Raw genomic sequence first — 21,618 nt, forward strand, 5'->3', positions numbered from 1 at the left:
AGGGGGGGATCAGGTCAGGCAGTAGGCGACCGGCTGCAGAGGAGGCGGCACGTGTTCGTCACGCAACGCGTTGCGCAGGTCGATCTCGATGGCGCGGCACATGGCGTCCAGCGGCAGGTCGTTGTGTTCGATGCCGAACGGCTCTTCCAGCTCGTCGCCCAGCGCATCCAGGCCGAAGAAGGTGTAGGCCACGATGGCGACCACGAACGGCGTCATGAAGCCGATCGAATCGACCAGGCCGAAGGGCAGCAGGAAGCAGTAGATATAGGCGGTGCGGTGCAGCAGCAGCGTGTACGAAAAGGGGATGGGCGTGTTCTTGATGCGCTCGCACGACGCGGCGGCGGCGGTCAGCGCCGACAGGGTGTTGTCGATGTTGGCCGCCAGGCAGGCCTCGATGCGACCCTCCTTGATGCAGCGTTGCAGATCGTCGCCCATGTGGCGCATCAGGCTGTCGGGCTTGTTGCGGGCGCGCGCCATGTCTTCGTATTCATCCGGCAGCAGGAAGGTGGCGACGTAGGGCGAGCCGGGCTGGTCGCGCAGATGGTCGCGCAGCACGTGGACAAAGGCGATCGCGCGGTAGATGATGCGAACCCGTGTATCCTGCAAGCCATTGCTTGCGAGGGCAGGCCGTGGGTCGTCGATCAGGCTCATGGTCTGGCGCGCCAGGTTCCGGCAGCGCAGCACCAGCTCGCCCCACAGCTTGCGGCCTTCCCAGAAGCGGTCATAGGCCGAGTTGTTGCGAAAGCCGAGGAAGATCGCGATCGGCAGCCCGATCAGCGTGAAGGGGATCGTGGTGAGGGTGATCTTGAGGTCCCACAGGTCGCCGTGCGACCAGGTGACCAGGGTCGCCACCGCAATATTGACCAGCAGGACAGGCAGGATGCGGGGCAGGACCGAGCCGCGCAACAGGAGGAACAGCTTGAGCCCGGAAGGGCGCTCTCGGATAATCACGGTACCGACCGCATTCGCAAAAAAATAGACGGAGTCAAGGAAAACTCACTAATATATTCGCAGTAAATCACTAATATCTTAGTCAGTCAAGCGCTTGTGCTTGTGCGATCATTCTTGACGTAGACACACTTAACACGGAGCACGCATTGGCCCGCCGTATCACTCACCGCAACCTGCCCCAACTTTTCCTGAAAGCGCGCGAATCGCTGATGTCGCATTTTCGCCCCATCCTCAACCACTTTGGCGTGACCGAGCAGCAGTGGCGCATCCTGCGCGTGCTGGACGAGCACGGGCAGCTGGAACCGCGCGAGATGTGCGACCTGTGCCAGATCCTGAGTCCGAGCATGACCGGCGTGCTGTCGCGGATGGAAGAACTGGGCCTGATCGAGCGCCAGCGCGTGGCGGCCGACCAGCGCCGCATCTGGGTGCGGCTGGCGCCGAAGGGCGACAAGTTGATCGACGAGATCGCACCGCTGATCGAGCAGCAGTACACATTGATCGAGGGAGCGTATGGCAGCCAGGTCGTCGACGACCTGTCGCGGGCGCTGGAGGGTTTCATCGAGGCGCAGGCGACGCCGGTGGAGAGGGTGGAGTTGCCGGCGACGACGAAGGCGGTGAATAGCCGTCGGCCGTGAACGTGCGGGATCGGCGGCCGCGCCGCCGATCCCGCGTCAGCCAGCAATCAATGCTGGTCGATCTTGCCGCGCCAGCCGCCGGTCTCGGTGCCGCGCTTCTCGAGCAGCTCCTTGAAGTTGGCCAGGTTCGAACGCGCTTCCATGCGCACGGCGCCCAGGGCGTCGCCCAGGGTTTCCAGCGGGCCTTCCGGCTCGTAGTCCATCTGCAGCGCGATGCGGGTGACGGTGTCCGAGATCTTGTGGAAGGTGACCACGCCGCCGTTCTTGACGCCGGTGACGCTGCGCCAGGCGATGCGGTTGTCCGGGATCTGCTCGGTGATCTCGGCATCCCATTCCTTGTCTTCGCCGGCCACGTTGGCCTTCCAGTGCAGGTGCTTGTCGTCCAGCTGGCGAATTTCTTTCACGCTCTTCATGAATTGCGGGAAGTCTTCGAACTGGGTGAACTGGTTGTAGGCGGTGCGCACAGGCACGTTGACTTCGATCGTCTCGACGATCGACGAGCTGGCGCCAAAGCCACGGTTTTGCTTGAGTTTCTTCGACAGCATTGCGCCGCCGACGGCCAGGGCGGCCACGGTAACTACACGACCCAACATAGTGTTCTCCTTAGGTTTCGCCCGGGCGCGTTGCGCCTGGGCTCGAATGAATGCACATGCGAACGGGGTTCGCGACCTTGTCGCGAATCTGTCATTAAAATAAGCGAAAAGACAAGGAAGGGGCGCGCGGCTGGGATGCCATTTCCGAGAAGTTGCGCGATGTTAATATGGTTTCCTGTGCGAAATCGACGAATATGCCAGCGTGGAGGAATCAGATGAGCTTGCAAGGTGGATGCTTCTGCGGGGCAGTGCGCTACGAGGCGCGCGGCGAACCTTTCAACAGCACGCTGTGCCATTGCACCGATTGCCGCAAGGCCTCGGGCGCCCCGGCCTTCGCCTGGTTCAGCGTCAAGACAACGAGCCTGCACTGGACCGCCAGCGCACCGCAGCGCTTCCGCTCCAGCGAACATGCGCTGCGTAGTTTCTGCCCGTCTTGCGGCGCCACGCTCACCTGGCACGACGAGCGCTGGCCCGACGAGATCGACCTTGCCACCGCCAGCCTGGACGACCCGGAACAGGTGCCGCCGGCCGACCACACCTTCGTGCGTAGCCGGCTGGGCTGGCTAAAGCTGCAGGACGGCTTGCCGCAATATCAGAAGACACGGTCGGAAGGCTGATTTCATGCGGCCCGCATTGTCATCCGTGCAGGAAGATGCGAGCATGGAATCACCGTAACTTCTCGGAAAGCTACCGCCATGAGCGCACCATCGTCCAACCGCAAGCGTCGCCAGCTTTGCCTCGCCCTGCCTGTTGCAGCACTCGCAGGAGTGGCGGGCTCCGCCGCGCAAGCCCGTCCCTTGCCTCCGGCCGGGATCGGGCACACCACCCGCCATACGGGATTCGAGGTGGCGCTGAAGCTGGACATGTTCGGCGAAGTCAGCAAGCCGGTCGTGGTCGCGCAGAATGCCGAGCGCATCACCTTGCGTGGCGTCCATGGCGATACGCCGTGGGCCCTGGAGTTCACGATCGCCCGCATGGACTACGAGGGCAATCTGCGTGTGCAGGCCAGGCTGACCAGCAACGACGAAGTCCTGGCGGCGCCGATCCGCACCGCCGTGATCGGCCAGCGAGTGGTCGTGCGCGCCGACGACCAGATCGACGTCGCGCTGCTCGTCAGGCGCGTCTAGCGGCGGCAAGCGCGCCGGCGTTCACACGCCATGCGCGACGCACGGGGGCGGATGGCGCAGCGCCTGCCCCATGAGCTCCAGCGCATGCTGGATCTGGTAGCGGTCGGCCATGCCGCCCACGCACACCCGCACCGCCTCCGGCGCCATGCCCGGCGCCCCGACTGCGAACGCATCGCTGGCGACCACCGCCACGCCGGCCGCGGCCATCGTCTCGGCGAATTGCCGGCGCCCCCACGGCGCGGGTAGCCGCAGCCATAGATGAAAACTGTCCGGCGTGGCGTCGACGCTCGCGTCGGGCAGGGCGCGCAGCGCGATCTTGTGGCGCACCGCGCATTCCTTGCGGATGGCGGCCAGCATCAGGTCGGCCGTGCCGTCGCGGATCCAGCGCGTCGCCAGCGCCGCCGTGATCGGCGAGACCATGGTCGTGGTGGCGCGGATGGCGGCCGTCAGGCGCGCCGTGTAATGGGCGTCAGGGGCGACCAGGAAGCCGACGCGCAGGCCCGCGCCCACGCATTTGGCGAGGCCGGCGATATAGAAGGTGATGTCCGGCCCCATGCTGGCCAGCGGCGGCGGGCCGGAACGCGGCAGGAAGCCGTAGGCGTCGTCCTCGATGATCGCCACGCCATGAAAGCGCGCCACCTCCACCAGCGCCTGGCGCCGCTGCGCCGACATCACCGCCGTGGTCGGATTGAGCAGGGTCGGGTTGCAATACAGCGCCTTCGGCGCGTACTGGGCGCAGGCGGCGGCGAAGGCGACCGCATCGATGCCTTCGCCGTCCATCGGCAACCCCACCAGTTTCAGGCCCAGCTGGCCGGCCAGCGCGCGCAACCCCGGATAGGTCAGCTCTTCGCAGCACACGACCGAGCCCGCGGGCGCGATCGCGCCCAGCACCGCCAGCAGCGCGCACTGGGCGCCCGGCGTGACCAGCACCCGTTCCTGGGGAACCACCAGGCCGCGCCGGCGCAGCCACAGCGCACCGGCCTCGCGATCGGCGCGCGAGCCGCAGAAGTCCTGGTAGCGCAGCAGGTCGCGCAGGTGGGCGCCGACTTCCGCATAGCCGGCCTGCATCAGCTGCGCCAGTTCGGGCGACGCCGGCTCGGGCGGCATGTTCATCGACAGGTCGATGTTCGGCCGTCCTTCGACCGCGCGCGGGATGGCGGGACGGCGCTTGCCGCACACGAAGGTGCCGCGCCCCACCGTTGAATCGACCAGCCCGCGCCGCTGCGCCTCGACATAGGCGCGCGCCACCGTGGTGAAGTCGATCCCGAGGCCGGCGGCCAGCCGGCGCTGTGCCGGCAAGCGCTGCTCCGGCATCAGGCGGCCGGTCGTGATGTCGTCGGCGATCGCATTCGCGATCTGCTGGTAGAAGGGCAGGGCGCCGGGCGTGTTCGCCTTCTTCAGCCTGGGCATCCAGCCATCGAATTTCTTGCTCATTGCTGCCGGCCTCCATGACGTTGTTGCGGGCGCGCGCAGGCACCGAAAAGGCTCAACGCGCACCCGGATGATGCGATATCCGCGACTTCGTGTGGCGGCCCCTGGCGCCGATTGTATGGAGCGAATGTATGGAGCCGGCGGACGACGCAAAAAGCCGCCTCCCTCGTCTGGCCCGATGCAAGGCGCGTGCCAGAAGGGGCGGGCGCGCCGTGGCCCGGAATGACCGCAGGCGCCTGCAGTCAAATCGGGGCGCCAAGGCGATTGATTGGCACGCCCCATGCATTCAATCCAGGCATCGCCCGCCAGGAGAACGATCATGATGAACGAGCTGCCCCTCGCCTATCTGCCCAGCGAGTTCCGCGTCAAATGGGTCACCCTGCCGTGGGAGGCGGAACAAGCCTACTGCCTGCGCCGCGCCGTGTTCTGCGAAGAGCAGGGCATCTTCGCGCACGACGACCGCGACGCGGTCGACGAACGCGCGCAGCTGCTGGTCGCGCTGTCGTGCCTGGCCGGCCTGCCCGACCAGGTGATCGGCACCGTGCGCATCCATGACGAAGGCGACGGCCTGTGGTTCGGTTCGCGGCTGGCCGTCGATCCCGCATGGCGCAAGCACGCCCGGCTCGGCATCACCCTCATCCGCCTGGCGGTCGCCAGCGCCGGCGCGCTGGGCTGCCGCGTGTTTCGCGCCCACGTGCAAAGCCAGAACGTGCCCCTGTTCCAGCGCCTCGACTGGCATGTGCTGCACGAGGAAACCCTGCTGGGACGGCCGCATCACCTGATGCAGGCCGACCTGGCCAGCTATCCGCCCTGCCACACCCCGCAAGCCGGCTATGCCGGGCTGGCGGCCAGACCGGCGTCGCCTTCCAACCTTCCCACCGGAGAAACCGCATGACCACCCCCACCATCCTGCCTGCGCTCGATGCGCACTACGACGTCGCCATCGTCGGCGGTGGCCAGGCCGGCCTGTCCATGAGCTACTACCTGCAGCAGGCCGGCATCGGGCACATCGTGTTCGAGAAACACGTGCAGGCGCACGCCTGGCGCACCCAGCGCTGGGACGCGTTCTCGCTGGTGACCCCGAACTGGCAATGCCGGTTGCCCGGTCATCCGTATGCCGGCGACGATCCGCACGGCTTCATGCGGCGCGAACAGATCGTCGACTACCTGGACGGCTTCATCGCCAAGGTGAATGCGCCGGTGCGCGAGGGCGTCGAGGTGCGCGAGGTGGCGCCTTTGGCGCGCGGCGGCTTCGCGCTGCGCACCAGCATCGGCGAGACCACCGCCGGCCAGGTCGTGGTGGCCTCGGGCTGCTACCAGGAGCCGATCGTGCCGCGCCTGGCCGAGCGCCTGCCGGCCGACGTCGTGCAGCTGCACTCGGCCGACTACCGCAATCCGCACAGCCTGCCCGAAGGCGCGGTGCTGGTCGTCGGCTCCGGCCAGTCCGGCGCGCAGATCGCGGAAGACCTGCACCTGGCCGGCCGCCGCGTCCACCTGGCCACCGGCGACGCGCCGCGCTGCGCGCGCTTCTATCGCGGCCGCGACGTGGTCGACTGGCTGGCCGACATGGGCTACTACGACAAGCCGGTGAGCGAACACCCCTTGCGCGAAGGCGTGCGCGACAACACCAACCACTATGTCACGGGGCGCGACGGCGGGCGCGACATCGACCTGCGCGCCTTCGCGCTGCAGGGCATGCGGCTGCACGGCACGCTGACCGGCCTGGAGGGCACGCGGCTCGACTTCGCCCCCAACCTGAAGGCCAACCTGGACCAGGCCGACGCGGTCTACAACCGCATCAACGCCTCGATCGACAACTGGATCGTGTCCCAGGGCATCGCCGCCCCGCCCGGCGCCGCCTACGTGGCGCCATGGGAGCCGGACGGCGCGCTGGCCGACACGCTCGATCTGCGCGCCGAGGGCATCGCAGCCGTGGTCTGGTGCATCGGCTTCGCGCCGGATTTCAAATGGGTCAATGCGCCGGTCTTCAACGGGCGCGGTCATCCGGTCCACGCGCGCGGCGTCAGCGGCCAGCCGGGCCTGTATTTCCTGGGCCTGCCCTGGCTGCACACCTGGGGTTCGGGCCGCTTCTCGGGCGTGGCGCGCGATGCCGAGTACCTGGCGGCGCACATCGGCGCGCTGGCTGGCGCCCCGGCGTTGCGGTATGCCTGACATGCCCCGGTGCAGCGCGCGCCGTGATGTGGCATGCGCCGCACCGCCGCGACGCAACCCCGGCACGCTGTGCTTCGATCCTGCCGCCGTCATTGACTGGACGGTTTGACCGGATCGCTGCCCCGCACCGCGCCGGCATGCCTCTTGGACGGCGGCTTGAATGGAAAACGTTCCATTCAATGTCCGCGCGCCAGGGCATTGACTGGCACGGAGCATGCAATCAATCCCCCTGTGCGGACCGCGTTTTTCCGCACCAATTCAACCACTAGACAGGAGCACTACCATGCCAGCAGTTACCCAAGCCAAGCACCAGAAAGGCGACTTCTTCGTGGACTACGAGGAGAAGGTGTTCGAGGACGTCAAGGCGAAGCCGGGCGAGAAAGCGCTGGTAACCTTCCACACGGTGGCCTATGAAGGCTCGATCGGTTTCGTCAACATGCTGCAGGCCACCCGCCTGCAGCGCAAGGGATACGAAACCTCGATCCTGATGTACGGGCCGGGCGTCACCCTGGGCATCCAGCGCGGCTTCCCGACCATCGGCGACGAAGCCTTCCCCGGCCACCAGAACTACAGCAAGCAGCTCACCAAGTTCATGGAAGAGGGCGGCAAGGTCTATGCCTGCCGCTTCGCGCTGCAGGCGCTGTACGGCCATGGCGAGCCGGCGCTGATCGAAGGCATCCGCCCCATCAGCCCGCTCGACGTGCTCGACCTGAAGCTGCTGCACCTGCGCGACAACGCGGTCGTGATCGATACCTGGACCCTGTAAGCGGCGACAGGAGGGCGGCATCATGAACCAAGCGAACAGGGTGGTCAGGGCGGCGGCGGTGCAGATCGCACCAAGCCTGGACAGCGCCGACGGCACCGTCGCGAAGGTCTGCGACGCCATCGCCGAGGCCGCGTCGCGGGGCGCGCAACTGGCGGTGTTCCCGGAGACCTTCGTGCCCTACTATCCTTATTTCTCCTTCATCCGGCCGCCCTTCGAGCAAGGTCCCGAGCACTTGCTGTTGTACGAGCGCGCGGTGGCGGTGCCGGGTCCGGTGACCCACGCCGTCGGCGCCGCGGCGCGGCGCCACGGCATCGTCGTGGTGCTCGGCGTAAACGAGCGCGACCACGGCTCGCTGTACAACACGCAGCTGGTGTTCGACGCCGACGGCGAGTTGATCCTCAAGCGGCGCAAGATCACGCCGACCTACCACGAGCGCATGGTCTGGGGCCAGGGCGACGCCAGCGGCCTGAAGGTGGTGGACAGCGCGGTCGGCCGCCTCGGCGCGCTGGCCTGCTGGGAGCACTACAACCCGCTGGCGCGCTACGCGCTGATGGCGCAGCACGAGGAAATCCATGCCGCCCAGTTTCCCGGCTCGATGGTGGGGCAGGTCTTCGCCGACCAGATGGAAGTGACCATCCGCCACCATGCGCTGGAATCGGGCTGCTTCGTCGTGAACGCCACCGGCTGGCTCACCGACGCCCAGGTCGAGGCGATCACGCCGGACCCGGAGCGCCGCAAGGCGCTGCGCGGCGGCTGCTGCACCGCCATCGTCTCGCCCGAAGGCAAGTTGCTGGCCGAGCCGCTGCGCAGCGGCGAAGGCATGGTCGTGGCCGACCTGGACCTGGCCCTGATCACGAAACGCAAGCGCATGATGGATTCGGTGGGCCACTACGCGCGGCCCGAACTCCTGAGCCTCATGATCGATCCGCGCCAGGCGTCTCCCATGCAATCGCAGGTCCAGGCGATGGCAACGCGCGGCGCGGAACCTTCTTCCCAACCACTGGAGCAGCCATGAACCCCATGAACCAGCAGTTGATTGCCGAGCTGCAGTCGGTCGGACTGCGGCTGGGCGACACCAGCGTCGGCGCGCCGAGCCGGCGCGGCGGCGCCGGCCCGACCGACCACAAGGCGGTCACGATCGACGGCCACACGGTGATGATCCCGGTGCACACGGCGGGCGCCTGGAGCTCGCCCTACGTCGCCGCGCCGCGCGCCGACGGCTCGACGCGCATCGTGCGCGACGGGGTCGAGCTGGCCGTGGTGTCCTTCCCGCGCCAGCCGCGCTTCTACAAGCTGCAGACCTACGATGGCGTGCCGTACTCGAAGATCGCCACCCTGCACGGCGCCGACGTGCTGGCGACCACGGTCCTGCAAAGCTGCATCCGCTACGAAAGCCGGCGCAAGTCCTGCCAGTTCTGCGCGATCGGCCAGTCGCTGGCGGCCGGCCGCACGATCCTGCGCAAGACGCCGGAACAGCTGGCCGAGGTGGCGCGCGCCGCGGTGCTGCTCGACGGCGTGAAGCACATGGTCATGACCACCGGCACGCCGAACGCGACCGATCGTGGCGCGCAGATCCTGTGCGAGAGCGCGTTCGCGGTCAAGGCGGCGGTGGACCTGCCGATCCAGGGCCAGTGCGAGCCGCCCGACGACGACGCGTGGTTCCGGCGCATGCGCGATGCCGGCGTCGATTCATTGGGCATGCACCTGGAAGCTGTGACGCCGGCGGTGCGCGCGCGCATCATGCCGGGCAAGGCGAGCGTGCCGCTCAAGCGCTATTTCAGCGCCTTCGAGGCGGCGGTCGCGGTGTTCGGCCCGGGCCAGGTCAGCACCTACATCCTGGCCGGGCTGGGCGACACGCCGGAGGCGATCCTCGCCATGAGCGAGCGTCTGGTGGACATGGGCGTGTATCCCTTCGTGGTGCCGTTCGTGCCCGTCACCGGCACCCCGCTCGAAGACCATCCGGCGCCCGACGCCGCCTTCATGCGCGCCGTCCTGGCGCCGCTGGCCGGGATCCTCGAGCGCGGCAATCTGCGCGCGGCCGACATCAAGGCGGGTTGCGGACGCTGCGGCGCCTGCTCGACACTGTCCACCTACGAAAAGCGGCCGGCGGCATGAGCGACTCCACACTGGAAGCGTTGGCCGCATCCCTGCGCGCGAGTCCCGGCTTCGCGCACAAGCGCGACATCGAGGGCGTGCTGCCGGCCCTGCGCGGGGCCGCGCCCAGCGGCGTCGCCATCGGCGACGATTGCGCGGCGATCCCCGACGGCGACGGCTACCTGCTGTTCGCGATCGAAGGCTTCCTGAACGAATTCGTCGAGCGCGAACCCTGGTTCGCCGGCTATTGCGGCGTGATGGTCAACGTGAGCGACATCTATGCCATGGGCGGACGGCCCACCGCCGTCGTGGATGCGCTGTGGAGCCGCGGCGGCGACGCCGCCACGCCGGTGCTGGAGGGGATGGCGGCGGCCTCCCTTGCGTATGGTGTTCCCATCGTCGGTGGCCACAGCAACCGGCGCACCGACCGCGAACAGCTGTCGGTCGCCATCGTCGGCCGCGCGCGGCGCCTGCTCACCAGCTTCGATGCGCGACCAGGCCAGCACCTGGTCGCCGCGATCGACCTGCGCGGCCGCTTCCAGGAGCCGTATGCCTACTGGAACGCGAGCCTCGGCGCGCCGCCGGAGCGCCTGCGCGCCGACCTCGAGCTCCTGCCGGCGCTGGCCGAGGACGGCCTGGCAGCGGCGGCCAAGGACATCAGCATGGCGGGCGTGGTCGGGACGGCGCTGATGCTGCTCGAATGCTCGGGCATCGGCGCCGTCATCGACGTCGACCTGGTGCCGCGCCCGGACGGCGTCGACCTGGCGCGCTGGCTGGGCGTCTTCCCCAGCTATGGCTTCCTGCTCAGCGTCGCCGACGAGCACCTGGACGCCGTGCTGGCGCGCTTCGCGGCGCGCCGCATCGCCTGCGCCGCGATCGGCCGCACGGAACCTGGCAGCGCCGTCACGCTGCGGCGCGGCGCCGAACGGGTCACGCTGTGGGATTTCGAACGGGAAGCCTTCATCGGCTGCAGTGAAGAACGCGATAGGGGAGCAAACCATGCCTGAAGTACGTTTTCTGGTCCGCTGGCCGGATGCCAGCACCGACGACTGCTATTCGCCGTCGACGGCCATCAAGGAACACCTGGACGCCGGCACGCCGTATGCGCTGGCCGAGTTCGTGGCGCGTAGCCGCCGCGGGCTGGGCGCCGCCAGTGAGCGGGTGCGCGCCAAATATGGTTTCGCCTGCTCGTCGGCCATGGACCAGCTGGCGCGCATCGAGACGAAGGCCGCAGCTTTCGAGGGCGATGGCGACGCGGTCGTGCGGGTCGAGCGGTTTTCACCTTGAGCGCGCCCTGAGCGCAGCCGGCAAACGTTGCGGCGGCGCGAACTGGATGGGCATACAGTAAATCGCGGCGGTATAATGGCCGGATGCAGACCCTTCTTCACAACCTCAATCCCGAACAACTTGCCGCGGTTACACTGCCTTCGCAGAGCGCGCTGATCCTTGCCGGCGCCGGTTCCGGCAAGACGCGCGTGCTGACCACGCGCATTGCCTGGCTGATCCAGACCAACCAGGTGTCGCCGGCCGGCATCATGGCGGTGACGTTCACGAACAAGGCGGCGAAGGAGATGCTCACGCGTTTGTCGGCCATGCTGCCGATTAATACGCGCGGCATGTGGATCGGCACCTTCCACGGCCTGTGCAACCGGCTGCTGCGCACGCACTACCGCGACGCCGCGCTGCCGCAGACTTTCCAGATCCTCGACTCGCAAGACCAGCTGTCGCTGATCAAGCGCATGCTCAAGGCGCACAACGTCGACGACGAGAAGTATCCGGCCAAGAACCTGATGTACTTCATCAACAACGCCAAGGACCAGGGCCTGCGCGCCTCGCAGGTCGAGGCGTATGACCCGATCGAGCGCCGCATGGTCGAGTTGTATGAGTTGTACGACCAACAGTGCCAGCGCGAGGGCGTGGTCGATTTCGCCGAGCTGCTGTTGCGTTCTTATGAACTGCTGGCGCGCAATGGCCCGCTGCGCCATCACTACCAGATGCGTTTCCGCCACATCCTCGTCGACGAGTTCCAGGATACCAATGACCTGCAATACAACCTGCTGAAATTGCTGGCGGGGCAGGGCGAGACCGGCGGCGGCGCCATCTTCGCCGTCGGCGACGACGACCAGAGCATCTATGCCTTCCGCGGCGCCAACGTCGGCAATATGTCGGCCTTCGAGCGCGACTACCAGGTCAAGAACCTGATCAAGCTGGAGCAGAACTACCGCTCGCACGGCCACATCCTCGACAGCGCCAACTACCTGATCGCCAATAACACCAAGCGCCTGGGCAAGAACCTGCGCACGGATGCGGGCCAGGGCGAGCCGGTGCGCGTGTACGAGGCCTCGTCCGACCTCGAAGAAGCGCAGTGGATCATCGAAGAGGCGAAAAGCCTCATGAACGAGGGCATGCCGCGCAACGAGATCGCCATCCTGTACCGCAGCAATGCCCAGAGCCGGGTGATCGAGCACGCGCTGTTCGCCGCCGGCCTGCCGTACACCGTGTACGGCGGCCTGCGCTACTTCCAGCGCGCCGAGGTCAAGCACGCCATCGCCTACCTGCAGCTGATGGATAATCCGCACAACGATTCGGCCTTCCTGCGCGTGGTGAACTTCCCCACCCGCGGCATCGGCGCGCGCTCGATCGAGCAGCTGCAGATGGCGGCCGACAGCTACGGCATTTCGCTGTACGCGGCCGTGCCCTATATGTCGGGCAAGGCCGGCACCTCGCTGGGCGCGTTCGTGAAACTGATCGAAGGCGCGCGTTTCGAGACCCAGCAATTGCCGCTGCCCGAGCTGGTGCGCGTGGTGCTCGAGCGCAGCACCCTGCTCACGCACTACGCCAACGAGAAAGAAGGCGCCGACCGCATCGAGAACCTGGAGCAGATGGTCAACGCCGCGACCCAGTTCGTGCAAGAAGAAGGCTTCGGCATCGGCGCGCCGGCCCACCTCGGCCCGCCGTCCCAGGCCCAGGCCGGCGAGGCGGTGGTGTACCAGGACGGCATCGAGGTCATCGACGGCGGCGCGCCGCTGCCGACCGTGATGTCGCCCTTGTCCGCCTTCCTGTCGCATGCCTCGCTCGAGGCGGGCGATGCCCAGGCCCAGGCCGGGCAAGAGGCATTGCAGCTGATGACGGTGCACTCGGCCAAGGGCCTGGAATTCGACGCGGTGTTCATCACCGGCCTCGAAGAAGGCCTGTTCCCGCACGAGAGCAGCGCGCGCGAAGCCGAGGGTGTGGACGAAGAGCGGCGCCTGATGTACGTAGCGATCACGCGCGCGCGCCGGCGCCTGTACATGAGCTTTACCCAGCAGCGCATGCTGCACGGCCAGACCCGCTTCAACATGAAGTCGCGCTTCTTCGACGAGTTGCCCGAAGAAGCGCTCAAGTGGCTGTCGCCGCGCGTGCAGACCGCCTGGTTCGCTGGCCGCAAGCAGACGACGGCCTGGGACGACGCCAAGTTCCGCGAAGGCGGCAGCGACAACAAGATCGCGCAGCAGATCACGCAGAAATCGGGCAATGGCACCGGCTGGCGGGTGGGTGAATCGGTGTCGCACGCCAAGTTCGGCGAGGGCGTGATCGTCAATATCGAAGGCGGCGCCGGCGCGGCGCGGGCCCAGATCAATTTCGGTTCGGCCGGGATGAAGGTGCTGGACCTGTCGATCGCGAAGCTGGAGAAGATCGGGCGCTGAGCTGACGATCTTTCACCAGATCAAGCCTGCCGGCCGGCGCATGTCTTTGTGTGCTCGCCGGTTCACTTGACCATCTTCTCGTACACATGTGCGACTCTTGTCGTACGCCTGTACGATGCCGGTGACCGTCTCATGGGTACTTCACTCATCCGCTGAAGTGGACGGCGCGATATGGCCGCTTCCCAGCCGTTTCAGCGCAGCGCGCGACGCGCTGTTTTCCCTGTTCCTCATCCCGGATTCAGCTTGATTGATCTGTGCCGCTTCAACGCGTGACAATTGCTAACGCCTTCACAGCAAGCTCGAGCAAGAATCGTTCACCAATTGTTGAATTTGCAACGGAGAACGAAATGGCGAACGATGTGTACCTGAAGATCGAAGGCATCACGGGAGAGTCCACGGACGATAAGCACAAGGACTGGATAGAGGTATCGAACGTAATGTACGCAATCCATCAGCCGAGAGCTGAATCGATGTCCACAGCCGGGGGCCACACCAGCGGGCGAGCAGAGCTGTTCCCACTCAGCTTCACGAAACTAGCCGATATCGCCTCACCCGTTCTGCTCCAGACCTGCGCGGCAGGCAAAACCATTCCGAAGGCCACCTTCGAATTCATGCGTGCTGACGGTGACGGCAAGCCTATCCCTTACTTCAAGATCGAGCTTGAGAACCTGATGCTGTCTGACATCACGCCTAACAGCGGCGAGAGTGGAACCATTGTAGAGCGCGTACACGTCGCCTATGCCAAGATCAAATGGAACTACCTGCGTCAGAGTATACGGGGCGGTACGCAAGGCAACACGAGCGGCGGTTGGGATTGCTCCGCCAATAAGGTGTGCTAATGGGTAGGGCTACCAACAGTGCGATCCAGGCGAACGCAGACAAGGTGGAACCATACACAGGCGAGATAATGGTGGTCTGCCCTATCAAGCCACCCGAGTTTTCACACACCTGCGCTGTCATCGTGTCAGGTGACGGTATTAACGTCTGTGGTCATGCACTTCTGCACACCGGCGGTGACTGGTACTTCCACGTAGCGGGCAAGAACGACTTGCCGAAATTCATGCGAGAGGATGGGTTCAAGCGGTATTTGAAAGAGAACGCCAAACGTGAAATTCGCCGCTGGATCATCAAGATTCCCAACCCTGCCGGGGCGCATCGGAAACTGGAGGAATTGCTTGCTAAACAGTGGCGCTGGCTTGTGTTGCCAAACAACTGCGTATCATTTGTAGAGGAGGTTGTGCGAGCTGGAGATAGTGATGCAGGGATGTATCTCAACTGCCCAACCCTGGAGCCTTTTGTATGAAAACAACCCTCATATCTCTCGGCGTTGCCTTGATAGTAGCTGTTCTTGTCTATCTGGCGCTTCCGGCCAAAATGTACGTCGAAACGGCTCTCAACATCATTGTTCTGTCATTTGCCGGCGCAGGAATCGCCACTTGGATACTGGTAAGAGCGCGTGGACGCAGACGGTAGGGATAGAATGGTAATCCCCCCATTTTTAGAGCACGCTAAAAGTAGAGGCTAAGCGGCCAGTGCCAATTTCTGTTTTGGCGTGATACCGCCGAGTGCCATGTTGGGCCGGTCGTGATTGTAGGTCCACAACCAGTTGGTAGCAAATTCCTGGATCTCTTCGAGCGTCTCGAACAGGTGATGCGCAAGCCAATCGTAACGCACGGTCCTGTTGTATCGCTCGACGTAGGCGTTCTGTTGCGGTTGTCCTGGCTGGATGAAATCGATGCGGATGCCGCGTTTTGCAGCCCACGCCAAAGTCACCGCGCTGATGTATTCAGGGCCGTTGTCGCAGCGGATGGCTTCCGGTTTGCCGCGCCATTCGATGATCCGGTCGAGCGAGCGTATCACGCGCTCGGACGGCAGCGAGAAATCGACTTCGATCCCCAAGCCCTCGCGGTTGAAATCATCGATGACGTTGAACAAACGGATGCTCCGCCCGTCGGCGAGCTGGTCGTGCATGAAGTCCATCGACCAGCTCTGATTGATCGCGAGCGGCACCGCCAGCGGCAGCGGCTTTTCACGTACCAGACGATGACGCGGCTTGATCCGCAGATTCAGCTCGAGCTCGCGGTAAATCCTGTAGACGCGCTTGTGGTTCCATCTGAAGCCCTTGACGTTGCGCAGATACAGGAAGCACAGCCCGAAGCCCCAGTTGCGCTGGTTGTTCGTCAGTCGCACCAGCCAGTCCGCGATGAGGACGTTTTCCGCATCCAGCTTGGCCTTGTAGCGGTAGCAGGTCTGGCTGATGCCAAACGCTTTGCACGCCAGCTTGACCGTGGCTGCCCGCTCCGTTACGGCCCATTGCGCCATCTCCCGCCGCTGAGATGGCGCTACCATTTTTTTGTGAGCGCCTCCGCGACGATCTCTGCCTTGAGGCGCTCCTCGACGTACATCTTCTTGAGCCGCCGGTTTTCCTCTTCCAACTCCTTCATGCGTGCCATCAACGAGGCGTCCATTCCGCCGAATTTGGAGCGCCACTTGTAGAACGTGGCGTTGCTGATGCCGTGCTCGCGGCACAGCTCTGGCACCGGGCTACCGGCTTCGGCTTGCTTGAGGATGGCGATAATCTGGCTGTCGGTAAAGCGGGACGTCTTCATGTAGAGCTTTCTGTGTCTTAAGTAGAAAATTCTACTTCTGAACGCGCTCTTTTTGTGGGGGGATTACCGAATAAGCAGCAGGCTCTGAACGATCAAATTTGTGTCGTATAAGAACCTGAGGGATACGCTCTTCTTGGTGCGATAGGAAGCCTTACAAGCAGCTTCCCGCTCCAGCTCCACCGCTGAGTCTTCTCATCGGTCTCTTGCCATGCCGGTTTATTTCTCGAGGCTGACCTTGTCCGCCGGCGCCGTATCCGGCTTGCCGAAAATCTCCCGATACCCCGCATACATCGCGCACTGCAGCAGCAGGATGAACAGGAAGATCACCCACATGATCACCACCCGCGCGATATTGTTTCCGCCTAGTAGCATGGCGATCACCATGCACACCGCGAAGAAGATCGCGAACCAGGCCAGCAGCAAGACCAGGAACACGCCGGCGCTGCGTTTCACCGCAAAGAAGCTGTAGAACACGGCCTTGAACGGCGGCATCTTTTGCCAGTAGGTGAGCGGGGCGGCGAAGCACAGCGAGATCAGCGCCGCGACGTCGACCGCAAAGATCAGGAACATCGCCAGCACGTCCGATCCCGCCAGCACGGCCGGAGTGCCGGTCGTGCCCTGGGCCCGGACCTGCTCCCAGAACGTTTCATCGACGGCGAGGCGGGTGATCAGCGCCAGCACCAGCGACACGGCCAGGTAGACCACCCCGACCTTGCACAATTCGCGGAATACCGGCTTGCGGAATCCCGTCAGCAGCACCGCGGGCGAGACGCGCTGCCCGCTCTCGATCATCGAGCAACCCATCATGAAAGCCATCGAGAACGACGGAATCAGGACCACCGCCACCATCGGTCCCAGCAGCGGCACGGAGCTGATCAGGATGCTGATGAGGATGTTGGCGAACAGCAGCGTGGTGAGGGCCGCGGGTTGTTGACGGAACAGGCTGGCGCCGCGTTTGAGCCAGATCCAGCCGGTGATAGCAGGCAAATTGTTCATTTAGGGCAAATTCGGCGCCGGGCAAGCGATGCGCTCGCGCAGGATGCGTTCGAAATGGGTCGGATCGTGCGGCGTCAACAGCTCGGCCGCACGGGGAAGATGCAGATCATACAGGCGCGACAGCCAGAAGCGAAGCGCGCCGGCGCGCAGCATCGGCTGCCAGGCGGCTTGTTCGTCTGCGGTAAATGGCCGCACCTCATGGTAGGCGTCCAGCAGCGCACGCACCCGTGCTTGGTCAAGAACGCCGGTCGCCAGGTCGACGCACCAGTCGTTGACGGTCACGGCGACGTCGTACAGCCAGGTGTCGACGCCGGCAAAATAAAAGTCGAAGCAGCCGCTCAGGCGCTCGCCCTCGAACATCACGTTGTTGCGGAACAGGTCGGCGTGCACTGGCCCGCGCGCCAGTTGCGCATAGGTGGCGCCGGCGGCGAACTCGCTCTGGTAGGCCACTTCGCTGCGCAGCAGCGCGGCTTCGGCTTCATTCAAGAACGGCAGGACGGCCGGCGCGGTCTCCACCCACCAGTCCAGGCCACGCAAATTGGGTTGATGCAGGGTAAAATCCCGGGCCGCCAGGTGCATGCGCGCCAGCATGCGACCCACTTCGGCGCAGTGCACCGGCTGCGGGTCGAGCTGCGAGCTGCCTTGCAGGCGGCTGACGATGATCGCCGGCTTGCCGTGCAGCGCGACCACCAGTTCGCCGTCCGCGTTCGGCACCGGCGCCGGCACCGGAATGCCGCGTTCGGCCAGGTGGGCCATCAGCTTGACGTAGAAGGGGAGCTGGTCGAAGCGCAGGTTCTCGAAGATCGTGAGCACATACTCGCCAGACCGTGGACCATGCGCGGTACTCAAGAAAAAATTGCTGTTGTCGATGCCGGATGAAATGCCTTCGAGCCCGACGGCCTGGCCGAGCGGGTACTGCTTGATCCACTGGTGAAGGTCATCCAGCGAGACCGCGGTAAATACTGCCATGTGCTAACAAAAGAGAAGGTGAGAACCCGCCGCCGCGACACAAGCGCCGCGGCTGGTGGGGTCATTGTTTGGTGGTCGGCTCCAGCGCGGGCGGCGGCGGCACGTCGGCGCGGGCGGGCACGCCCGGACGCGCGGGGGCCGGCGCGACCGGCTGATCGGCTGTGTCCTGCTTCTTGGGATTGCCAAAGTCGAATTCCATCACCGTCCATTGTGGGGCACGGATGTTGTTGCTGGTGGCATCGCCGGGTTGGGCGTTACCTGGTGCAACGTTGGGCTTCATGGTGTAGCGGCTCGGGCCGCTTTCTACCTCGACCTGGGTGACCGTGCCGTCATTGCTGCGGCGCTCCGTGATCTTGGTGCGCTGGCGTGGCGGAATCGTGGTCGCCGGCGTGTCGCTGCCCGGCTCGATGCGTTCGAGTTCGGGCGGCGCATCGCTGGGCCGCTGCTGGTTCTGCGGCGGGGTTGGCGTCGGTTGCGTCGGAGGCAACGCCGACTGCTGGGCCGCGGCCGAGCCGGCGAGCAGGCAAAGCGTCAGGAGGGCGAAGCGGGATGTCGAGCGCAGCATGATGGTCACCTAATGTCGTTTAGTCCATTGTAGCAAACAGCGTCCCTGCCCAGTGAAAAGTGTGCCAAAACCTTATGTTTACAGAGGGGCAAGTGCCTTGAAGCTCAGGCGCGGCTGCTGATGCGGATTCTGCGATAATGGCGCTTACCCTGGCGCCACCGATGGCGCCGCCTGCCGAACTCCTGAATGTCGCCCCCCTTATGGACAATACCCTGCTGCTCGTTGACGGTTCCAGTTATCTTTATCGCGCCTACCACGCGCTGCCCGACCTGCGCAGCCCGGACGGCTTCCCGACCGGCGCCATGCACGGCATGGTCAATATGCTGCGCCGCCTGCGCGCCGATTTTCCGGCCGCCTACATCGCCTGCGTCTTCGATGCCAAGGGCAAGACCTTCCGCGACGACCTGTATCCCGAATACAAGGCGACGCGCGCCTCGATGCCGGAAGACCTGGGCAAGCAGATCGAACCGATCCACGAAGTGGTGCGCTACATGGGCTGGCCGATCCTGATGGTGGATGGTGTCGAAGCGGACGACGTGATCGGCACCCTGGCGGTGCAGGCCACCGCGCGCGGCATGAAGACCGTGGTCTCGACCGGCGACAAGGACCTGGCCCAGCTGGTCAACGACAAGGTCATGCTGATCAATACCATGACCAACGAGCGCATGGACGAGGCCGGCGTGCTGGCCAAGTTCGGCGTGCCGCCGAACCGCATCATCGACTACCTGACCCTGGTCGGCGACACCGTCGACAACGTGCCGGGCGTGGCCAAGTGCGGCCCCAAGACGGCCGTCAAGTGGCTCACCCTGCACGGCTCGCTGGATGGCGTGATCGAGAACGCGGCCAGCATCGGCGGCGCCGTCGGCGCCAACCTGCAGGCGGCCCTGGAATGGCTGCCGAAGGGGCGCGAACTGATCACCGTCAAGACCGACTGCGACCTGGTCAAGCACGTGATCTCGTTCGAAGAGTCGCTGGTCGGCCGTCCGGAAGATGCCGAGGCGCTGCGCGACTTTTTCCAGCGCTATGGTTTCAAGACCATGCTGCGCGACCTGGGCGGCGCCAAGCCGGGCGACGGCAGCGTGCGTCCGGCCGCCGGCAGCGCGCCGGGCGGCGGGCCGCTGAACTCGCCGGAAGGCGCGGCGACCCTGGCCGGCATGCCGGTCATCAAGGGTGAATACGAAACGATCCTGACCGACGAGCAGCTCGACAAATGGCTGGCGCTGGTCGATGCGGCCGAGCTGACCTCGGTGGACACCGAAACCACCTCGCTCGACCCGATGGCGGCCGAGATGGTCGGCATCTCGCTGTCGGTCGAAGTGGGCAAGGGCGCCTACATCCCGGTGGCGCACCGCTACGCCGGCGCGCCGGACCAGCTGTCGCGCGAGCACGTGCTGGAAAAAATGCGCGGCTGGCTCGAGAATCCAGCCAAGCCGAAGGTGGGCCAGAACCTCAAGTACGATATGCACATCTTCGCCAACCATGGCGTGGCTTTGCGCGGCATCGTGCACGACACGCTGCTGCAATCGTATGTGTTCGAGTCGCACAAGCCGCACGATATGGACACGATGGCGATGCGCCACCTCGGCTACACCACGATTCCCTACGTGGACGTGTGCGGCAAGGGCGCCAAGCAGATCTGCTTCGACCAGGTCGAGCTGGCGCGCGCCACCGAGTATGCCGGCGAGGATTCGGACATCACCCTGCGCCTGCACCAGAGCATGCTGCCGGAAGTCGAGAAGGACAAGGGTCTCGCCTACATCTACCGCGAGATCGAGATGCCGACCATGGAAGTGCTGCACAAGATCGAGCGCAACGGCGTGTTGATCGACAGCGCGCTGCTCGACGTGCAATCGGGCGAGCTGGGCAAGCGCATGATGGAACTGGAGCAGCAGGCCTATGAAGCGGCCGGCGGCCCGTTCAACCTGGGTTCGCCGAAACAGATCGGCGAGATCTTCTTCGGCAAGCTTGGCCTGCCGGTGATCAAGAAAACCGCCACCGGCGCGCCGTCGACCGACGAAGAGGTGCTGCAGAAGCTGGCCGAGGATTATCCGCTGCCGAAGATCCTGCTCGAGCACCGCGGCATGTCGAAGCTCAAGTCGACCTATACCGACAAGCTGCCGAAGATGGTCAACCCGAACACCGGCCGCGTGCACACGAACTACGCCCAGGCGGTGGCGATCACCGGCCGCCTGTCGTCGAACGAGCCGAACCTGCAGAACATCCCGGTGCGCAACGCCGAAGGCCGCCGCATCAGGGAGGCCTTCATCGCCGCCCCGGGCCACGTGATCGTCTCGGCCGACTATTCGCAAATCGAGCTGCGCATCATGGCGCACATCTCGGGCGACGCGGCGATGCTGAAAGCCTTCGCCGACGGCGAGGACATCCACCGCGCCACCGCCGCCGAGATCTTCGGTATCCCGCCCGCCGACGTGCAGAGCGAGCAGCGCCGCTACGCGAAGGTGATCAACTTTGGCCTGATCTATGGCATGAGCGCCTTCGGCCTGGCCCAGAACCTGGGCATCGAGCGTTCGGCCGCCTCGAGCTACATCGACCGCTATTTCGCGCGCTTCTCGGGCGTGAAGCAGTACATGGACAACACGCGCCTGGAAGCGAAGGCGCGCGGCTACGTCGAGACCGTGTTCGGCCGTCGCCTGTGGCTGCCCGAGATCAATTCGCCGAACGGTCCGCGCCGCGCCGGCGCCGAACGCGCGGCGATCAATGCGCCGATGCAGGGCACGGCGGCCGACCTGATCAAGCTGGCGATGATCGCGGTGCAGGGCTGGATCGAGAACGAGAAGCTGGGCACCCGCATGATCATGCAGGTGCACGACGAACTGGTGCTCGAGGTGCCGGAAGGCGAGCTGGAACTGGTGCGGGTCAAGCTGCCGGAGCTGATGGCGGGTGTGGCCAAGCTCGACGTGCCGCTGCTGGCCGAGACCGGTGTCGGCAAGAACTGGGAAGAGGCGCACTGATAGCGTACTGATGTAGGGACGCGGCCAGGCGCCTGCACATCGTCCATGGGGG

The 21,618-nt window shown here is 65.2% G+C and carries 22 protein-coding genes; 15 read left to right on the plus strand and 7 right to left on the minus strand.

The annotated features are described in order from the left end of the window. Window positions 1–9 precede the first annotated feature (9 nt). Window positions 10–951: a bestrophin family protein gene (locus tag KY496_RS22870; protein ID WP_184239645.1), complete on the minus strand. Its 942-nt coding sequence runs from the start codon at window positions 949–951 to the stop codon at window positions 10–12. A gap of 146 nt (window positions 952–1,097) precedes the next feature. On the opposite strand from KY496_RS22870, the gene hpaR reads away from it, so the two are divergent. Beyond that, complete coding sequence (gene hpaR / locus KY496_RS22875) at window positions 1,098–1,586, plus strand: homoprotocatechuate degradation operon regulator HpaR (RefSeq protein ID WP_005667982.1); 489 nt, start codon at window positions 1,098–1,100, stop codon at window positions 1,584–1,586. A gap of 47 nt (window positions 1,587–1,633) precedes the next feature. Here hpaR and KY496_RS22880 read toward each other — a convergent pair whose 3' ends face one another. Then, a complete protein-coding gene (locus KY496_RS22880) occupies window positions 1,634–2,179 on the minus strand; it encodes an SRPBCC family protein (protein ID WP_005667984.1) in 546 nt (181 codons plus the stop codon). 215 nt (window positions 2,180–2,394) lie between these two features. Here KY496_RS22880 and KY496_RS22885 point away from each other — a divergent pair, with 215 nt between their 5' ends. Together KY496_RS22885 and KY496_RS22890 are read left to right on the plus strand one after the other, a co-directional pair. Beyond that, window positions 2,395–2,796: a GFA family protein gene (locus KY496_RS22885; protein ID WP_005667986.1), complete on the plus strand. Its 402-nt coding sequence runs from the start codon at window positions 2,395–2,397 to the stop codon at window positions 2,794–2,796. Window positions 2,797–2,946: 150 nt separating this feature from the next. Then, window positions 2,947–3,306: a hypothetical protein gene (locus tag KY496_RS22890; RefSeq protein ID WP_219862590.1), complete on the plus strand. Its 360-nt coding sequence runs from the start codon at window positions 2,947–2,949 to the stop codon at window positions 3,304–3,306. A gap of 21 nt (window positions 3,307–3,327) precedes the next feature. Here the strand turns inward: KY496_RS22890 and KY496_RS22895 are convergent, their stop codons facing one another. Beyond that, window positions 3,328–4,740, minus strand: coding sequence for a PLP-dependent aminotransferase family protein (locus KY496_RS22895; protein WP_005667989.1), 1,413 nt, complete (start codon window positions 4,738–4,740; stop codon window positions 3,328–3,330). A 316-nt stretch (window positions 4,741–5,056) separates the two neighbouring features. On the opposite strand from KY496_RS22895, the gene KY496_RS22900 reads away from it, so the two are divergent. From KY496_RS22900 to KY496_RS22950, 11 genes are all read left to right on the plus strand, one after another. Then, window positions 5,057–5,632 carry an MSMEG_0567/Sll0786 family nitrogen starvation N-acetyltransferase gene (locus tag KY496_RS22900; RefSeq protein ID WP_219862592.1) on the plus strand — a complete coding sequence of 192 codons (576 nt, stop codon included), beginning with the start codon at window positions 5,057–5,059 and terminating at the stop codon, window positions 5,630–5,632. Continuing rightward, the gene (locus KY496_RS22905) at window positions 5,629–6,909 is read left to right on the plus strand and encodes an MSMEG_0569 family flavin-dependent oxidoreductase (RefSeq protein ID WP_219862594.1); all 1,281 of its coding nucleotides are present in this window, start codon (window positions 5,629–5,631) and stop codon (window positions 6,907–6,909) included. The genes KY496_RS22900 and KY496_RS22905 overlap by 4 nt, the downstream gene beginning before the upstream one ends. Window positions 6,910–7,192: 283 nt before the next feature. Further along, the gene (locus KY496_RS22910) at window positions 7,193–7,675 is read left to right on the plus strand and encodes an MSMEG_0572/Sll0783 family nitrogen starvation response protein (RefSeq protein WP_005667995.1); all 483 of its coding nucleotides are present in this window, start codon (window positions 7,193–7,195) and stop codon (window positions 7,673–7,675) included. 22 nt (window positions 7,676–7,697) lie between these two features. Then, a complete protein-coding gene (locus tag KY496_RS22915; RefSeq protein WP_219862596.1) occupies window positions 7,698–8,690 on the plus strand; it encodes a Nit6803 family nitrilase in 993 nt (330 codons plus the stop codon). After that, window positions 8,687–9,790: an MSMEG_0568 family radical SAM protein gene (locus KY496_RS22920; protein ID WP_219862598.1), complete on the plus strand. Its 1,104-nt coding sequence runs from the start codon at window positions 8,687–8,689 to the stop codon at window positions 9,788–9,790. Before KY496_RS22915 ends, KY496_RS22920 begins: the two co-directional genes overlap by 4 nt. Beyond that, complete coding sequence (locus tag KY496_RS22925) at window positions 9,787–10,776, plus strand: sll0787 family AIR synthase-like protein (RefSeq protein WP_219862600.1); 990 nt, start codon at window positions 9,787–9,789, stop codon at window positions 10,774–10,776. The genes KY496_RS22920 and KY496_RS22925 overlap by 4 nt, the downstream gene beginning before the upstream one ends. Beyond that, window positions 10,769–11,056 (plus strand): MSMEG_0570 family nitrogen starvation response protein, encoded by a 288-nt coding sequence (locus tag KY496_RS22930; protein ID WP_071360392.1) that lies wholly within the window; start codon window positions 10,769–10,771, stop codon window positions 11,054–11,056. Before KY496_RS22925 ends, KY496_RS22930 begins: the two co-directional genes overlap by 8 nt. A gap of 83 nt (window positions 11,057–11,139) precedes the next feature. Next, entirely contained in the window at window positions 11,140–13,455 is a 2,316-nt protein-coding gene (locus KY496_RS22935; protein WP_071360391.1) for a UvrD-helicase domain-containing protein, read from the plus strand. 347 nt (window positions 13,456–13,802) lie between these two features. Then, complete coding sequence (locus tag KY496_RS22940) at window positions 13,803–14,294, plus strand: type VI secretion system tube protein Hcp (protein WP_219862602.1); 492 nt, start codon at window positions 13,803–13,805, stop codon at window positions 14,292–14,294. Further along, complete coding sequence (locus KY496_RS22945) at window positions 14,294–14,758, plus strand: hypothetical protein (RefSeq protein WP_219862604.1); 465 nt, start codon at window positions 14,294–14,296, stop codon at window positions 14,756–14,758. The genes KY496_RS22940 and KY496_RS22945 overlap by 1 nt, the downstream gene beginning before the upstream one ends. Further along, window positions 14,755–14,928, plus strand: coding sequence for a hypothetical protein (locus tag KY496_RS22950; RefSeq protein ID WP_219862606.1), 174 nt, complete (start codon window positions 14,755–14,757; stop codon window positions 14,926–14,928). The genes KY496_RS22945 and KY496_RS22950 overlap by 4 nt, the downstream gene beginning before the upstream one ends. Window positions 14,929–14,976: 48 nt before the next feature. Here the strand turns inward: KY496_RS22950 and KY496_RS22955 are convergent. From KY496_RS22955 to KY496_RS22970, 4 genes are all read right to left on the minus strand, one after another. Continuing rightward, window positions 14,977–16,064, minus strand: a protein-coding gene (locus KY496_RS22955; protein ID WP_085986720.1) for an IS3 family transposase whose coding sequence is annotated in 2 segments (ribosomal slippage) — window positions 14,977–15,812 and window positions 15,812–16,064 — 1,089 coding nt in all. Because the reading frame shifts where the segments join, the coding sequence is not laid out codon by codon here. Window positions 16,065–16,280: 216 nt separating this feature from the next. Further along, window positions 16,281–17,060, minus strand: coding sequence for a BPSS1780 family membrane protein (locus KY496_RS22960; RefSeq protein ID WP_005668006.1), 780 nt, complete (start codon window positions 17,058–17,060; stop codon window positions 16,281–16,283). Next, window positions 17,061–18,029, minus strand: a complete 969-nt coding sequence (locus KY496_RS22965; RefSeq protein ID WP_219862607.1) for a homoserine kinase — start codon at window positions 18,027–18,029, stop codon at window positions 17,061–17,063. A 61-nt stretch (window positions 18,030–18,090) separates the two neighbouring features. Then, window positions 18,091–18,594, minus strand: coding sequence for a hypothetical protein (locus tag KY496_RS22970; RefSeq protein WP_005668010.1), 504 nt, complete (start codon window positions 18,592–18,594; stop codon window positions 18,091–18,093). Between the two features lie 200 nt (window positions 18,595–18,794). Between KY496_RS22970 and polA the strand changes: the two genes are divergently transcribed. Further along, window positions 18,795–21,566, plus strand: coding sequence for a DNA polymerase I (gene polA, locus KY496_RS22975; protein WP_219865160.1), 2,772 nt, complete (start codon window positions 18,795–18,797; stop codon window positions 21,564–21,566). Window positions 21,567–21,618 lie beyond the last annotated feature (52 nt).

Origin of the sequence: Massilia sp. NP310, assembly GCF_019443485.1 — a bacterium.
In the GTDB taxonomy this organism is placed as follows: Bacteria; Pseudomonadota; Gammaproteobacteria; order Burkholderiales; family Burkholderiaceae_D; genus Telluria; species Telluria timonae.

Excerpts from the sequence above, each read along its gene's own strand:
- KY496_RS22885 (WP_005667986.1), top strand. The coding sequence starts at position 2,395 with ATGAGCTTGCAAGGTGGATGCTTCTGCGGGGCAGTGCGCTACGAGGCG.
- KY496_RS22970 (WP_005668010.1), bottom strand. The coding sequence starts at position 18,594 with ATGCTGCGCTCGACATCCCGCTTCGCCCTCCTGACGCTTTGCCTGCTC.
- KY496_RS22905 (WP_219862594.1), top strand. The coding sequence starts at position 5,629 with ATGACCACCCCCACCATCCTGCCTGCGCTCGATGCGCACTACGACGTC.
- KY496_RS22965 (WP_219862607.1), bottom strand. The coding sequence starts at position 18,029 with ATGGCAGTATTTACCGCGGTCTCGCTGGATGACCTTCACCAGTGGATC.
- KY496_RS22935 (WP_071360391.1), top strand. The coding sequence starts at position 11,140 with ATGCAGACCCTTCTTCACAACCTCAATCCCGAACAACTTGCCGCGGTT.
- KY496_RS22950 (WP_219862606.1), top strand. The coding sequence starts at position 14,755 with ATGAAAACAACCCTCATATCTCTCGGCGTTGCCTTGATAGTAGCTGTT.
- KY496_RS22910 (WP_005667995.1), top strand. The coding sequence starts at position 7,193 with ATGCCAGCAGTTACCCAAGCCAAGCACCAGAAAGGCGACTTCTTCGTG.
- KY496_RS22895 (WP_005667989.1), bottom strand. The coding sequence starts at position 4,740 with ATGAGCAAGAAATTCGATGGCTGGATGCCCAGGCTGAAGAAGGCGAAC.
- KY496_RS22915 (WP_219862596.1), top strand. The coding sequence starts at position 7,698 with ATGAACCAAGCGAACAGGGTGGTCAGGGCGGCGGCGGTGCAGATCGCA.
- KY496_RS22925 (WP_219862600.1), top strand. The coding sequence starts at position 9,787 with ATGAGCGACTCCACACTGGAAGCGTTGGCCGCATCCCTGCGCGCGAGT.
- KY496_RS22880 (WP_005667984.1), bottom strand. The coding sequence starts at position 2,179 with ATGTTGGGTCGTGTAGTTACCGTGGCCGCCCTGGCCGTCGGCGGCGCA.
- polA (WP_219865160.1), top strand. The coding sequence starts at position 18,795 with ATGGACAATACCCTGCTGCTCGTTGACGGTTCCAGTTATCTTTATCGC.
- KY496_RS22930 (WP_071360392.1), top strand. The coding sequence starts at position 10,769 with ATGCCTGAAGTACGTTTTCTGGTCCGCTGGCCGGATGCCAGCACCGAC.
- KY496_RS22960 (WP_005668006.1), bottom strand. The coding sequence starts at position 17,060 with ATGAACAATTTGCCTGCTATCACCGGCTGGATCTGGCTCAAACGCGGC.
- KY496_RS22945 (WP_219862604.1), top strand. The coding sequence starts at position 14,294 with ATGGGTAGGGCTACCAACAGTGCGATCCAGGCGAACGCAGACAAGGTG.
- KY496_RS22920 (WP_219862598.1), top strand. The coding sequence starts at position 8,687 with ATGAACCCCATGAACCAGCAGTTGATTGCCGAGCTGCAGTCGGTCGGA.
- KY496_RS22900 (WP_219862592.1), top strand. The coding sequence starts at position 5,057 with ATGATGAACGAGCTGCCCCTCGCCTATCTGCCCAGCGAGTTCCGCGTC.
- KY496_RS22940 (WP_219862602.1), top strand. The coding sequence starts at position 13,803 with ATGGCGAACGATGTGTACCTGAAGATCGAAGGCATCACGGGAGAGTCC.